Source organism: Paenibacillus sp. J22FR83 (assembly GCF_059691955.1).
In genome coordinates, this window is the sequence record NZ_JCAUAM010000002.1 from 158,439 (window position 1) to 173,506 (window position 15,068).

Genomic DNA, 15,068 nt, shown 5'->3' on the forward strand with positions numbered 1-15,068 from the left:
AACCATCATGCATGGAATAGCCTCTCTTGCTCAACTTGATTCACTTCTCAATCCACTCACGCCTTAAAGCAAAAAGCTCGCGCAGCTCGCTTGTCGACATCTCAGTGACCCAGTTCTCGCCGGTGCCGACGATTTGGTCACTGAGACCTTGCTTACGCTCGATCATCTCGTCGATTCGCTCTTCGAGCGTGCCGAGCGTAACAAACTTGTGCACTTGCACGTTGCGCGTTTGCCCGATGCGGAAAGCCCGATCCGTGGCCTGGTTCTCCACGGCCGGATTCCACCAGCGGTCGTAGTGGAACACGTGATTCGCCGCTGTCAGGTTCAATCCCGTTCCTCCTGCTTTCAGCGAGAGGATGAAGATATGGCAGCGCTCCTCCGCAGGGAGCGCCGCGTCCTGGAAGCGCGCGATCATCGCATCGCGCTTCACTGCACTGATACCCCCGTGCAAGAACTGCACGGGCTCTCCCAGCGCCTGCGCAAGCGTAGCCTGCAGCAGGTGGCCCATCTCGACGAACTGGGTGAAGATGAGGCAGCTGCCTCCTTCGCTCCTGAGTTCGTCGATCATTTCCACCAACCGCTCCAGCTTCGCTGAGCGTGCTCTCACATCAACCGCGGCGGCGAGTACGCCGCGCCCTTCTTTTGCTCTCGCACCTACTCCTGCACCTGCTTTCGTACCTACTCTCACGCCCGCCCCACCAATTTCCTTCAAAAACAAACCCGGATGATCACAAATCTGCTTCAACTTCATCAGCGAGGTAAGAATGAGTCCCTTCTTCTCGATCCCACTCGAGTCCTCAATCTTCTCCATCAAGCTCTGTACGACATTCTCATACAGCGCCCCTTGCTCCGTGGTGAGGCGCACATACGCCTTCCCCTCATACTTATCCGGCAAATCCAGCTGAATCGCCGGATCCTTCTTAAGCCGTCTTAGCAGGAACGGCCTTATCAAACGCTGAACACGAGCCGTCAGCTCCTTAGAGCCATCACCATTTTTCTCAATCGGACCTACATACTGTCGGTTAAAATGATTCAAAGTCCCCAGGTACCCCGGGTTTACAAAGTCAAAAATCGACCACAGCTCAGTCAATCGATTCTCAATCGGTGTTCCAGTCAAAGCAATACGCTGCCCTGCTTCTAGTTTACGAATCGCCTGCGACTGCTTCGTATAAGCATTCTTAATATTTTGCGCCTCATCCAAGCATAGCATATCCCACGAAACGCTAGACAACTCTTCTTCATCGAGCTGCGCGAGATTATAAGAAGTAATTACGAGATCAGCATTTCCAAGCGATGCTTCAAAAGCTTCCCCTTTTTCCCGCTGTGCACCATAATGAAGTTGAATCTGAAGTGTCGGTGCGAATCGCGCGAGCTCTTTCTGCCAGTTGCCAAGTACAGAAGTCGGACATATGAGCAATGAAGGTTTTGTTTTTTTGCCCAGCTCCTTCACCTTCAACAAATAACCAATAAACTGTATGGTCTTCCCCAGCCCCATATCATCAGCTAGACATCCACCCAGCCCCAAATTACGCAGGAATAGGATCCACGACACCCCATGCACCTGATAAGGCCTAAGTTCAGCGTGTAAGCCATCAATCCGCTCAACGAGCGGAATAGACCGGGTCTGACCCAGTTGTTTCATCAAGGCGCGCAAATGGCTATTTAGCTCTACCTTGACATCTATAGTTCTGCTCTGACCATCACCATCCGCCGCGAATCCTTCCCCCAGATGCATTTCCAATACATCCCGGAAAGACAGCCCCTTCTTCCTCTCAATTTGCTTCATAGCATGGCGAATTTGCTCCAAGTAGGCTGGATCCAATTGCACCCATTTACCTCGAATATAGATCAAGCGCTTCTTTTCCAAAGCCAATTGCCCAAATTCTTCCTCAGACAAGTCTATGCCGCCAAGCGCCACCCGCCAATCAAACTGCATGATCTGATCCATGCCAAACATTGCTTTACGTGTAGATCCCACGGAGCTTTTGATTTTCGCCTTCAACTGAGGACGACTCATCTTCTGAATCTCTTCCCACCAGGATGGCAAAAAGACGGAAATCCCCGCCGCCACAAGCTGTAGACTGGATTCGGTTAGGAATGTCCACGCCTCATCATCCGACAATTGCTCGATAATTTTACCTGTTTGATACGCACTCTCGAGCTCTGGCAGCATTCGCAAAATGCGATTCACTTGCTCTTGAAGCTTATCCGCAATATCTGACTGCCAAGCAACGGGGATCTCACCTATTAACACATTGCCCGTTGAGCTAAACTCAACGAATCGGTTCGCATCCCGGCGATCCTGTGCAATGAATCGCAATCGCCAATCCGCAGCATTATCCTTAGCCGTCGTCGTCCCGTCGACATATGTCTCGGCATAGGGTTCCACGAGCTGCACACAGATTCGATAAGGCATATCGTCGTCAGTCCATCCAATCGCTAGGAGCCAGTCCTCTTCCTTCATCCAAGAAGATTCCGAAAGCAATGCCTCGAATCCTATATCGTTAACTTGGAGCAATCGATTCGCTTGAAGGACACCCTTCCACACGCTCACAAGCTCAAAATCCGCAACTGTCTCAAGCAACTCTTCAACGATTTGGCTAAACCACCGCTTCCAAAAGCTTTCCGGAAATGCCCCATTGCAAAGCTCCCCAAACCTCTCAACATGCTCTGCTGGCACCCTAAGCTTCCATCCGTTCCGCCCTTCTCGCCAAAGCTCGTAGGAAGGCAAATACCAGCCTGCATCAATTGCCTCATTTAGAAAGTGAGCACCTTTTTGCAATTCTACAAATCCATCTTCCCAAGATACTCTGCCATGAAGCAGCACACCTGGAGAACACAAATATTCCATAGCCATCGCAGGCGAAACCACAACGGCGTCTCCATGTGAAATCCGCATCACTTCCAACTGCGTCCCATAGTAAGAGCGTTCATGCCAGGCAAATAGCAGCTTACGCAGCATAGATCCAGGAACCGCGTTCGCATCCTCTGTTTCCCCATAAATAGCAAAGTCACCTGAAGGCTGCATTTGGATTTTCACATAGATCGATGACAAGGTTATCATACTAAGAAACCGCCTTTCTGCAATTCCTCTATGAAGGCGCGATACTTCGCGTATCGTTTGACGATTTGCTCCAAGTACACTTCGAAACGAAGAGTTAGCTTCAGCTTTTTATAAGCAGCCGCTAATTTCTTCAACAGCTTGACAGCTTGTATGTAATCGGGACGATTTTTCCCCTGAATATATGCTTCAATCGCATGATGATAAATGGGTAGAAGGAAGCGAACATTCGCCTTCTCGACGAGTTTTAGCTGCGTTGCATCGATGTGCTCTGTAGTAAGATCCAAAAGAAGACAGAGATCTGCCCATTCCTGGTACTCACCTTTTGACAATAGGAATTTCGCATAGTGATCGTAACTTGCAGGTAAAAGTGAAATCATGACGTCCCGCTGCTCTTTCGCAACCTCTCGCTGATCCGCGCCCAACTCCCAGTAATGTAAAAACTCATTCACATACAATTGCTTGCTCAGCGAGATCCTTGGTTTTAACCACCGCAACCAGGTCAACAACCGATCCCACTGACTTTCAAAAACAAACCCATTTAAATAATCGAACCAATAGTCTGGCTCAATATCAAACATGCCACTGTCTGCTCGATCCCAGGCATTTTCATCCTCATTTCGGTTAATGTCCAAATGAATAGAACCGAGAGTAGCGACTTGGTGTGCTTGTTGACTCGCTCGCGGATCCGCAAGCACCTGCCTAAGCCTAGCTTTTTCTGCCTCCAGCAAGTCCTCATTCTGGAATAACTGCGTCCATAACAGCTTATACAAATCTAGCCAATCATACAGATACAAGTCTGATCCATTCTTGCATATGTCTGCCAGATACGCCGATATATCCTTCATATGTTCACCGTACTGCTTAAATGCCTTACTCACATCTAATACGTGAAGCGTCGCTTCCAACTGCTCCTGGGCATGCTTCAAGATACGTTTCACATAGTAGCTCGTATTCTGATAATAATCATAGGTGGTCGCCTTAGATCTCGCCATTGTATCGCATAGCTGTATGACATAAAGTGCTACTTGAATATCATACACACCTCGAATAGTCGGCTCCCACCTGTCCGCCAACTTATTGAGCTCACGCCACGTACGCATACAGACTTCCTCTAGACTGAAAGCATTATAAATCCTGGCATTGCCATATTGTTTATGAAAATAAGCCAACCACATACCGCAGCTACCCGTCGGCTCTGGCAGCCTAGTCTTAAGCTTAGGTTTCTGCAGTAGCTCAGGCTCCGCCAAAACTATCTTCATTTTACCAAACCGAAATTCCTCCGGATCATATCCCGCTTGCTTCGCCACTTCAAACAGCACCGCAGCCATATGCTTACAGTAATAACCGTACGGACACGTACAGCCACTCCTTGTGAAGCTCTTGAGATCCAAGGTGACCTTATACCTTTTGGTTCCGTCCACTCTAGCTTTTATGATCGTGGTACCCTCAACTTGAATATCCCTTACTACACCCTTATTGAAATAGGACCAACCTCTCGCAATGATCACTTTATCAAATTTAGGACGAATCCGTTGTATCCAGTACGGCCAGTCAATTTCTAACTCTTTCATGTGCCTATCCTCCGTTACCCCACAATTTCCTTCCACCATTATATAATCAATTATCCTCACAAAAAAACACCCCCCGCCAGAATCATCGAATGATTCTTAGCGAGAAGTGCTTATCCGTTACTTCCTGAGCATACCTTGATGTGGGTGCGGGTGAGTTCCGCAATATTCATCAGTTTCCGTACACGTATAAACGTGCTCATATACCGGTACGCAGTGATGGCGATTCACAATTTGAATCGGATGAATAACTTGAACCTTTTGTGGGTGGTAAAAGTCTCTAACTACTCTTTCCGGATCTGTCATTATCGGGTCAGCAGGTGGACACTGAAATTGTTTTCCTTGATTAGGTTGTAAAGCCATGAATGCGTCAACTCCTCTGTTAGTATGAGATAGTATACGTCTTCACCTAGTCCAGGGAGTGTACCAATGCCTATCTTTTCGATAAATGGGCTAATGATCATGGGCCAAGCACGCATGGTGTCCAAGCAAACGGCAGAGTGCCAGGCTATGTGGTGAGTACCTAGAAGTAAACAAAAGTGAATTTATGTTATCAATTCACAGTATAGAAATTACGCTGTATAATTAGCTCTAGTTGCTTGTCACCTCATTACATTAAAACTTTAAAAAGTGAGGTGCCGTACATCGAAGAACTACTACAAAAAATAATGCTGCAGCTTGAAGTTATAGACACAAGGCTGGAATCGTGGAATCAAAGATCCAACTTATTCAGCATACATTAGACTCACACCATATTGAAAATATTGAATCCAATAACCGACTCCTTGAAGCAATTCACACAACCAATGACCGCTTAGACTTTCAAAGGCGTAAGATATCCAAGACCGAAGAAGATTTATATTTACTAAAACAAAAACATTAGAAAAGAGTGATAAGCGCATGAGTGAGCAATTATTAATACAAATTCTAGAAGAAATAAAAGAAATTAAAATGGAACAGAAAGAAATAAAAACTGAACAAAATCAAATGAATGAGCGTTTAAATTCAATAGAAGCTTACGTATCTGACATACCTCTAATTAGACAAGCAGTCCTAGAAACACGAGAAGATGTAAAACAACTAGAAGTTGTTCAAAGAAATTTAATTTCTGAACATCATACATTCGCCCATCATTTTAATGTCATCGATAAACAACTCGTTGATCACGCAATTGAAATCGACAAGTTAAAAAACAGATAATATTTGCTGCCCCTATGGGCTTTTTATTTTCACTCAAAATGGAACATACGTTCCATTTTATAAATAAGTGCCAGAAGTTGTGCTATAAAAAACAAAAAAAGACCCCCGAAGGAGTCTTTCTCTCTGCATCCGCAGAAGCTCTAAGAGCTTCTTACATCATGCCACCCATACCACCCATGCCGCCCATATCAGGCATACCTGGTTTGTTAGCTTCTGGTTTATCAGCGATAACCGCTTCTGTAGTCAAGAACATAGCTGCTACGGAAGCTGCGTTTTGAAGTGCGGAACGTGTTACTTTCGCAGGGTCAACGATACCTGCTTCGAACATGTTTACCCATTGTCCGGAAGCTGCATTGTAGCCGATGCCTACTTGCTCGTTTTTCAAGCGCTCAACGATAACAGAGCCTTCTTGACCAGCGTTAGCTGCGATTGTGCGAACTGGTTCTTCAAGGGAACGAAGGATGATGTTAACACCCGTTTGCTCATCGCCAGAAGCTACAACTTTCGCTACTGCGTTGTATACGTTAACTAGGGCTGTACCACCACCAGAAACGATACCTTCTTCAACTGCTGCACGAGTCGCGTTCAAAGCATCTTCGATGCGAAGTTTGCGCTCTTTCAATTCAGTTTCAGTCGCTGCGCCAACTTTGATAACAGCTACGCCGCCAGAAAGTTTAGCCAAACGCTCTTGAAGTTTTTCTTTATCGAACTCGGAAGTTGTTTCTTCCAATTGGGAACGAATTTGTGTAACGCGAGCTGCGATGTCTTTCGGGTTACCAGCACCATCAACGATGATTGTGTTTTCTTTGGTAACACGGATTTGACGAGCGCTACCCAATTGATCAGGAGTTGTGGATTTCAAATCTAATCCAAGCTCTTCAGTAATCACTTGGCCACCTGTTAGAGCAGCGATATCACCCAACATCGCTTTACGACGGTCACCGAAACCAGGAGCTTTAACAGCTACGCAAGTGAATGTGCCACGAAGTCTGTTCACAACAAGTGTTGCTTGTGCTTCACCTTCAACATCTTCAGCAATGATCAGAAGTTGTTTACCGGATTGAACCACTTTTTCAAGAACAGGCAAGATTTCTTGAATGTTCGAGATTTTTTTGTCAGTGATCAAGATGTACGGGTTGTCTAGAACTGCTTCCATTTTATCCGTATCAGTGATCATGTATGGGGAAGTGTATCCACGGTCGAATTGCATACCTTCTACAACCTCAAGCTCTGTCAAGAAGCCTTTGGATTCTTCAACTGTGATAACACCGTCTTTACCTACTTTTTCCATAGCTTCAGCGATCAATTCGCCTACTTCTTCGTCAGCAGCAGAGATTGCCGCAACTTGTGCGATGGATTGTTTGCCTTCGATTGGCTTTGCGATCGCTTGAAGCTCTTCTACAGCCGCTTTAACAGCTTTCTCGATACCTTTGCGGATAACCATTGGGTTAGCGCCTGCAGTAACGTTTTTCAGACCTTCACGGATCATCGCTTGAGCAAGAACCGTTGCAGTTGTTGTACCGTCACCAGCAACATCGTTTGTTTTGGTAGCAACTTCTTTAACAAGTTGTGCTCCCATGTTTTCGAAAGCATCTTCTAGCTCGATTTCTTTCGCGATAGTAACACCGTCATTAGTGATCAACGGGCTGCCAAATTTTTTCTCTAGGACAACGTTACGGCCTTTAGGACCTAGTGTTACTTTAACGGCATTTGCCAAAGCATCTACCCCGCGAAGCATCGCGCGGCGTGCGTCTTCACTGAACTTAATATCTTTTGCCACGATAGGTAACCTCCTCTAATTAAAAAACATGTATGCTAAGTATAAAAATCTTTAATAACGTAAGCCGATCTATATGCTGCTCTAACTTAGGCTAATACAGCGAGGATGTCGCTTTCGCGCAAGATCAACAGTTCGCGGCCTTCGTATTTCACTTCAGTTCCAGCGTATTTGGAGAAAATGATGCGGTCGCCTTCGCTTACTTCAAGCGGAACACGTACGCCATCTTTCAACGCGCCAGCGCCAACGGCTACAACTTTACCTTCTTGTGGTTTTTCTTTAGCTGTATCTGGCAGCACGATGCCACTTGCTGTAGTCTCCTCTTTCGCAACGGCTTCAATGATAACTCGATCACCTAACGGTCTGATCATGGAAAAATAGCCTCCTTTAGAAAATTGTCTGGTTATATTTCTTTGTTATTAGCACTCGAATGTGTTTAGTGCTAACAACACCTCTTATGATACTCATTCTGGGAGTAATTTGCAAGTCCTTTTACACATTTTTCATTCTTGTGGACACCCCCCTCATTCTACCCAAATGATAACCAAATATTCCCTCTGCGAATGAAAAAAAATAGCCCACCACGAAGGCAGACTATGTTCAACGATTTCCTCATTTAGGACCAAACTCGAGTTCCCAAGCGGCATCGCTCGCAAGCTGTTTACGGTAAATGAAACCCGACATGAAGACACTGAATTCATATAAAATAATGAGCGGAACCGCAACTAAAATCGCTGAGATCGCATCTGGCGGCGTAATAACGGTCGCTAGAATGACCATCAGCATATAAGCATATCTTCTAAACTTATGCAGACGCTTCGGATTCAGCAGCTTAATCTTCGTAAGGAACATCACCACGATTGGCATCTCAAAAACACAGGCCAGCGGAAGAATGATGTTAAACATGAAGGTAAAGTACTGCGCAGCCCCATACATCTCTGTTATTTCTAAGCTCTTACTAATCGATGAAGTAAAATAAAATGCCATTGGAAAAACAACCCAATACCCGAAGGATAACCCCATTAAAAAGAGTAAAAAAGCGTACGGTACGTAGAGGAGCGAAGCCTTCTGCTCCGTCTCCCGCAAGCCTGGCTTAACGAAAGCCCATATATGGTATAGAATCACGGGTAATGTGATAAGAAGGCCTACAGCTAACCCAAAATTCATATACAAACGTAAGGCGTCCCAAGGGGAGAATACATTCCAACCAATACCATCAGCTGGGGGGATACTTTTGAGATAGCGAATAATAGGTCTAGCAGCAACGAGCCCACCGACCATGCCAATGACCAGAACAACTAATATCCACATGATTCGCTTGCGTAACTCACCAAGGTGCTCTACAAGAGACATTTCTTCATTTTTCAACCGTTTTCACCTACCTAATCTAGGGTGCAGCCTATAAGACTGAACCACTGTTAATCTGCATGAGGAAAAATTAATCGGGCAACCGCCGGGTGTTACCTGTATTGCCTGACTGCTGCGCTGGCGCCGGGGTAGGGGCCGATGCTCGTGCAGGAGTGGAGTTCAACACATCGTTTGCTGCTTGTGAAGCTACCGCAGGGACGGCCGTCCCAGTAACATGGACAACTTCTGAAGACTTGTTAGAGACGAAAGTCACAGCAGGCTTCACTGTAGGTGAGCTAGTTGATTGGGCCTCCACTTTATTCTCAGCTACAGTGTCCATCGTGCCTTGTTCTGACGGTGATGATGCAAGCGTAGTCTCTGGAACATCAACGGTTGTTACCACGTTAGCTACCTCCACAGGCGTAACTGGGTCAGGTACAATTGGTGTTTTGGAAGCTAACGGTGCTTTCGGCTCGTCGCTCATCAGTTCATTCGTCGCTTGCTTGAAATCTCTTAACGTCTTACCCAGCATTCGGCCGATCTCCGGCAACTTTTGTGGACCGAAGATAACAAGCGCAACGACCGCAATCAACAAGAGCTCGGTAAATCCGATATTTTGAAACATGGACTTCATCTCCATTATGTAATGCATTATGAATCAAAGAAAGCAATCTAAAGCTCTTCTAACATTGATAAAATCCGCCGTAGCCCATCTCCGTGATGTCACTACGAACGATCTCTTCGCCTGCGCATATGCGCGGCAGCAGCACGTCAAAGGACGTGTACGGGTCGTGCATCACACAACCCGGCAAGCCCATGATCGGCAGATCGCCTAGATAGGCGATCATCAGCATCGAACCCGGCAGCATCGGCGTGCCGTAGCTGACCACGCGGGCGCCGGCCGCCTTGATCGCACCCGGCGTGCGATCATCCGGGTCCACGGACATGCCGCCCGTGACCAACACCAAATCCACGCCTAGCGCAGCTAGCGCGTGGATCTCACCCACAATCGCTTCGCTGTCGTCCGACACGAAGCGTTGGTCTACAACCTGGGAGCCGAGCTGCGCGACCTTCTCTTTCACAACCGGGCCGAATTTATCCTTGATTCGGCCCTTGAAGACCTCGCTGCCCGTCGTGATCACGCCGACGCGCAGCGCCCGAAATGGCTTCACGTCGAGCAAGGTGAAGCCCTCCTCACGTCGAGCCGCGGCTAGCCGCTCGACCTCAACAACCTTCGCTTCGTCGACGATCAACGGGATCACCCGCGTACCGACCAGCGAAGCGCCGGCCTGAACGACCGTGTTGCTGCGAATCGTCGACAACACGACCTCATCGATGGCGTTCACGCTATCGACGAACGCCTTATCGATCTTCACTAAACCGTGAATCTCCGATTTCACGTTCACTTTGCCCTCATGCGGATCGGTCATTCTTAGATCCGTGCACTTTTCTATCCCAATAAGCGCCCGCGCCATGCGCAAAGCAGCCTCATCCTCATGGAGATAACCGGGCTGCAGCTCCATCACATAAATATGTTCCTTGCCAATGCTCAGCAGGGCAGGGATATCGGCCTCGGTCACTTGGTGACCTTTGCGGAAGAGTCTGCCCTTGAACTCGCCTGGCAAGATCTGCGTCAGATCATGCGGCAGAACCATGCCGATCGCATCTTCCACTTTCACTTCGCGCAGCATGGAAGTTTCTTTGAATTTCACCCGTGATCGCCTTCTTTGCCTGTCAGGATCCCAAGCGCATGTGGAAGTTGATCAATAATTGCCATCAAGTTCTCTTGAACACCTTTGGGGCTACCTGGCAAATTAATGATCAGCGTGCGTCCGCGAATACCAGAGACGGCTCTGGAGAGCATCGCTTTCTTCGTCTTTTGCATCGAGATCATGCGCATCGCTTCTGCAAAACCAGGTGCAACCCGATCAATCACATTGAGCGTTGCTTCCGGTGTGACATCCCGTGGAGCCAAACCAGTTCCACCTGTTGTGAGTATTAAATCAGCTTGATAATAATCCGTCATTTCAATTAACGAAGCCATAATTTCATCCATCTCGTCCGGTACAACCCGATACTCAATGATCTCACCTTGAATTTCTTCTTCAATCAGCTCGCGGATTACCTGAGCGCTAGTGTCTTCTCGTTCTCCTCGGTAACCGCGGTCACTGGCTGTCAAAATCGCAACTTTCCAGTGCATCCTTCGTCACCTCTCCCTTGTTCACTGAATGAGATCATCCCACTAACCTGCGTGACACGCAGTACCTCACCAGACTTATCAGTCCGTTGGCACTGGTTCTTGATCCAGCACGACCTCGTCCGATTATCAGTCTGTTAGCACTGGATCTTCGTCCCATCACGCTTTATTGTCTTGCCTGTGAAAATCCCCGTTCTTACCACCTGTTTTCATAACAAGCAGCGTCGAGTTGATGATCATATCTTTCTCCACAGCTTTGCACATGTCATACACGGTTAATGCCGCGGCAGAAACTGCCGTTAGAGCTTCCATTTCTACCCCTGTAGGACCTGTTGTACGTACAGTTGCTTCTATGTATAGTTCATTGATGCCATTATTGGAAAACTGTATATCAACCCCAGTTAAAGCGATGGGATGACACATTGGGATCCAGTCTGACGTTTTCTTGGCCGCCATGATACCAGCCACTTGAGCCACGGCGAGGACGTCGCCTTTTTTCATTTTACCCTGAATGATTAAGTCAAGCGTGTCTGGCTTCATTAATAAGGTAGAGCGAGCTGTGGCCGTGCGCTTCGTCTCATCTTTATCCGATATGTCGACCATTCGCGCTCGTCCCTGCTCATTAAAATGCGTCAATGGTGAAGAATCGGGCACGGCAATCACCTCTATATTAGGTTTCTGTTTTGAATACCATCTTGCTTTCGGTTACAATCCCATCCACTCGGAAATCATGCCAAGAAGAAGGAACAGCAGGAATCAATTGATTATCGAAAGCAGCTGCAACGGCAAAAGGTCTCTTCAAACCGCGCGCAGCGAATAACTGCATAAACCGATCGTAGAAGCCCCCGCCGTAACCTAAGCGACCGAAATCCAGATCAAAGGCAAGTCCTGGTACAACAATCATGGATATCGTGCCCAAATCCTGTTCGATTGGAACATCACTGCGCGGCTCTCTAATCCCATAAGCACCACTTTCGAGATCCTCATAACGGCTTATGATGTGCAAATTCATTGTTTTCGTGTCTGCCACTACTTTCGGTATCAGCACACGAATTCCCTGCTGCCAACACCATTCCATTAATGGCGCAACGTCAGGCTCCGAACGAAAAGGCATATAGCTCATCAGCGTAGGCTGTGAATTAGGCGGTATTTGCCCCTGTTCAAACAGCTTATCTACACATAGCTTCACCATTCTTTGGTTGATAAGTTCTTGTTTCTCATCGCGTATCTCAGCAACAATCGACGCACGTCGTATTTCCATTTCCTTGCGTAATTCTATTTTCCGCTCTCGGATGTTCATCATAAGCTACAGCCCTTCCTAGCGAGGAGTGGTTTCCCCCATTTTAACATAAATATAGTAAAAAACTATACTCGTACCAGAGACCCCGCCGAATGGCCTATATTTCCCGTCTAAATTAAGCAGGCGTTGCCCCCATTCTTCGTGTATACTAATGATTTGATGGGATTGAAACAGCGACCGCAGGTCAACTTAATTAGGTTCTTACATTAATATGTATCCAAAACGCAGGAGGTAGCAGCAACATGCTATTACAAGTTTCTAACATTTCCAAAAGCTATGGGGTACGCTCCGTACTCTCTAATATAACGCTTCAAATTGAAAATAGGGAACGTATCGGACTCGTGGGTGTGAATGGTGCCGGCAAGTCTACCCTTCTTCAAATCATCGCGGGTGAAATGTCGTATGACAGCGGTGATCTGTTCAAAGCAAAGGAAACCAAGATTGGTTATTTGAAGCAAAACAGCGGTCTCAACACGGATAAATCCATCTGGAACGAGCTTCTAAGCGTGTTCAGTTCACTATTGGACACAGAACGCGAGTTGCGTGAGCTTGAAGCCCTAATGGCAGATTCTGACCTCATCTCCGATGAGAAAAAGTATGAATCCACCATGAATCGGTATGCGCTGCGCTCTGAATGGTTTCGAGAGCATGGCGGCTATGAAATTGAGGCCAAGATTCGCGGTATTTTGCACGGGATGGGCTTCGGTCAGTTCGCTCCAGACACCTTGGTCAACACCCTCAGCGGGGGGCAGAAGACGAGATTGGCGCTAGCTAAAATGTTGCTGGAAGAACCCGATCTGCTCATGCTCGATGAGCCTACCAACCATCTGGACATCGCCACTTTGACGTGGCTTGAAGGCTATTTGCGCGGCTACCCTGGTGCGATTCTCGTCGTTTCCCATGACCGTTATTTCCTCGATGCACTCGTGACGGCTATTTATGAAATTGAACGCCATGCATCCAAACGGTATACGGGCAATTATTCCCGTTTTATCGAGATTAAAGAAGCGAATTATGAAATTGAATTGAAACAGTTCGAAAAGCAACAGGAAGAAATCTCGAAATTAGAGGATTTCGTGCAGCGTAATATTGTGCGTGCTTCGACGACGAAGAGAGCTCAGTCCCGCCGTAAGCAACTCGAGAAAATGGACCGTTTGGATAAACCGATGGGCGATTTGAAACGCGCCTCGTTCTCCTTTGAAATCGAACAGACTTCTGGGAAGGAAGTCCTACAGGTTGACCGGTTATCACTTTCATACGATGGCCGAAAACGTCTACTCGACGGTGTCTCCTTTCAGCTTCGCCGTTCCGAAACCGCTGCACTTATCGGGCCTAATGGGGTCGGTAAATCCACCCTGCTCAAGACGTTAATAGGTCAACACCAGCAAGACGCAGGCACATTCAAATGGGGCGCTGGCGTCACGATCGGTTATTACGATCAAGAGCAGAAAGGTTTGAATCCGTCCAACAGCGTGTTGGAGGAAGTGTGGAACACGTACCCTCATTTGGAAGAAGCCCGTATTCGTACGGTGCTTGGCAGTTTTCTTTTCAGCGGCGAGGACGTATTCAAGAAAGTTGCAGCACTCAGCGGTGGCGAAAAAGCCCGTGTTTCCCTTGCCAAGCTCATGCTTCAGAAAGCTAACGTATTAATTCTCGATGAGCCTACCAACCATTTGGATTTATATAGTAAAGAAGTGTTGGAATCAGCGTTGATGGACTACGAAGGCACCTTGTTATTCATCTCCCATGACCGGTATTTCCTCAATAAAATGGCGGAGAGCATGCTCGATCTGCAAAAGGATGGCTTAACGAGCTATCTCGGCAACTATGATGACTATGTGGAGAAAAAAGCGGAGCTTGCAGAAATGGAAGCACAGCGTCTGGCCAAAGAGGCGGAGAAGAAATCTGCCGGAAGTTCCTCTTCTGCTGCGGTGAAAGCTGAGCCTGCCAGTGGTGGCAGTTATGAGGCGGACAAGCTAGCGAAGCGTGAAGAACGCAGTCGTCAGCGGAAGCTCGAACAGCTTGAGCTGGATATTGCTCGACTCGAAGATGAAGTGACAGCGCTCGAAGCTGAGCTTGCAGATCCAGCTGTGTATAACGATTACCTGCTTGTCCAGGAGAAGACGGCTGAGGTTGATAAGCGTAAGACGTCACTTGCGGCTTGTTATGAAGAATGGGAAGTTTTATTGGCTTAAAAATAGAAGTAGTCCACGTCTGATGACGTGGACTTTTTTTGGGCTGTTGATAGCGTAAAGAGGATTTGGGGCAAGCTGCTGTCCTGTGGACAAGTTCACACAATGTTCAAAGTTACCCACAGTCGCAGTTGCTTATCCTCTACTTTGACTGGATTTTTCCACAAAGTCATCTCGGAAACCTGCGATCCTTCCTTCCTAGCGACTCCAAATCCCCAAAAAATAATGACGAATTGTTCCGATAATTTAAACCGATCTTTGTGGAAGCCCGTTTTGTTATACACAACGTTATCCACAGAAAAAAGGGGGAATTTTCCGCCATCCATCCCCCTTTTCAGTGTTTTTCCACAAGGTTATCCACATTACCCACATTTTTTCGTGAAAAAGTTATCCCTCTTACTCCCCCTCAAAAAAGGTTGATCT

At 47.1% G+C, this 15,068-nt stretch carries 13 protein-coding genes; 2 read left to right on the plus strand and 11 right to left on the minus strand.

Features of this window, described 5'->3' with window-relative positions; genetic code table 11:
• Positions 1 to 40: 40 nt before the first annotated feature.
• On the minus strand, positions 41 to 3,064 hold the full coding sequence (locus AC58PV_RS04275; RefSeq protein WP_497431040.1) for a DEAD/DEAH box helicase: 3,024 nt from the start codon (positions 3,062 to 3,064) through the stop codon (positions 41 to 43).
• Entirely contained in the window at positions 3,061 to 4,635 is a 1,575-nt protein-coding gene (locus AC58PV_RS04280) for an SWIM zinc finger family protein (RefSeq protein WP_497431041.1), read from the minus strand. Before AC58PV_RS04280 ends, AC58PV_RS04275 begins: the two co-directional genes overlap by 4 nt.
• A gap of 897 nt (positions 4,636 to 5,532) precedes the next feature.
• Between AC58PV_RS04280 and AC58PV_RS04285 the strand changes: the two genes are divergently transcribed.
• Positions 5,533 to 5,832, plus strand: a complete 300-nt coding sequence (locus tag AC58PV_RS04285) for a hypothetical protein (RefSeq protein ID WP_497431042.1) — start codon at positions 5,533 to 5,535, stop codon at positions 5,830 to 5,832.
• Between the two features lie 151 nt (positions 5,833 to 5,983).
• On the opposite strand, the gene groL is transcribed toward AC58PV_RS04285, so the two are convergent.
• From groL to AC58PV_RS04325, 8 genes are all read right to left on the minus strand, one after another.
• A complete protein-coding gene (gene groL / locus AC58PV_RS04290; RefSeq protein WP_497431043.1) occupies positions 5,984 to 7,612 on the minus strand; it encodes a chaperonin GroEL in 1,629 nt (542 codons plus the stop codon).
• An 86-nt stretch (positions 7,613 to 7,698) separates the two neighbouring features.
• Entirely contained in the window at positions 7,699 to 7,980 is a 282-nt protein-coding gene (gene groES, locus AC58PV_RS04295) for a co-chaperone GroES (RefSeq protein ID WP_028553854.1), read from the minus strand.
• 241 nt (positions 7,981 to 8,221) lie between these two features.
• Positions 8,222 to 8,962 (minus strand): twin-arginine translocase subunit TatC, encoded by a 741-nt coding sequence (tatC, locus tag AC58PV_RS04300; protein ID WP_497431376.1) that lies wholly within the window; start codon positions 8,960 to 8,962, stop codon positions 8,222 to 8,224.
• A gap of 85 nt (positions 8,963 to 9,047) precedes the next feature.
• Positions 9,048 to 9,581, minus strand: a complete 534-nt coding sequence (locus tag AC58PV_RS04305; RefSeq protein WP_497431044.1) for a twin-arginine translocase TatA/TatE family subunit — start codon at positions 9,579 to 9,581, stop codon at positions 9,048 to 9,050.
• A 58-nt stretch (positions 9,582 to 9,639) separates the two neighbouring features.
• Positions 9,640 to 10,647, minus strand: coding sequence for a molybdopterin-binding protein (locus AC58PV_RS04310; RefSeq protein ID WP_497431377.1), 1,008 nt, complete (start codon positions 10,645 to 10,647; stop codon positions 9,640 to 9,642).
• A gap of 17 nt (positions 10,648 to 10,664) precedes the next feature.
• Positions 10,665 to 11,156 (minus strand): MogA/MoaB family molybdenum cofactor biosynthesis protein, encoded by a 492-nt coding sequence (locus AC58PV_RS04315; RefSeq protein WP_056608535.1) that lies wholly within the window; start codon positions 11,154 to 11,156, stop codon positions 10,665 to 10,667.
• A gap of 156 nt (positions 11,157 to 11,312) precedes the next feature.
• Positions 11,313 to 11,807, minus strand: coding sequence for a cyclic pyranopterin monophosphate synthase MoaC (gene moaC / locus AC58PV_RS04320; protein ID WP_497431045.1), 495 nt, complete (start codon positions 11,805 to 11,807; stop codon positions 11,313 to 11,315).
• Positions 11,808 to 11,823: 16 nt separating this feature from the next.
• Positions 11,824 to 12,456 carry a 5-formyltetrahydrofolate cyclo-ligase gene (locus AC58PV_RS04325; RefSeq protein WP_497431046.1) on the minus strand — a complete coding sequence of 211 codons (633 nt, stop codon included), beginning with the start codon at positions 12,454 to 12,456 and terminating at the stop codon, positions 11,824 to 11,826.
• 239 nt (positions 12,457 to 12,695) lie between these two features.
• On the opposite strand from AC58PV_RS04325, the gene AC58PV_RS04330 reads away from it, so the two are divergent.
• Positions 12,696 to 14,648 (plus strand): ABC-F family ATP-binding cassette domain-containing protein, encoded by a 1,953-nt coding sequence (locus tag AC58PV_RS04330; protein WP_497431047.1) that lies wholly within the window; start codon positions 12,696 to 12,698, stop codon positions 14,646 to 14,648.
• 95 nt (positions 14,649 to 14,743) lie between these two features.
• On the opposite strand, the gene AC58PV_RS04335 is transcribed toward AC58PV_RS04330, so the two are convergent.
• Entirely contained in the window at positions 14,744 to 14,971 is a 228-nt protein-coding gene (locus AC58PV_RS04335; RefSeq protein WP_497431048.1) for a hypothetical protein, read from the minus strand.
• Positions 14,972 to 15,068 lie beyond the last annotated feature (97 nt).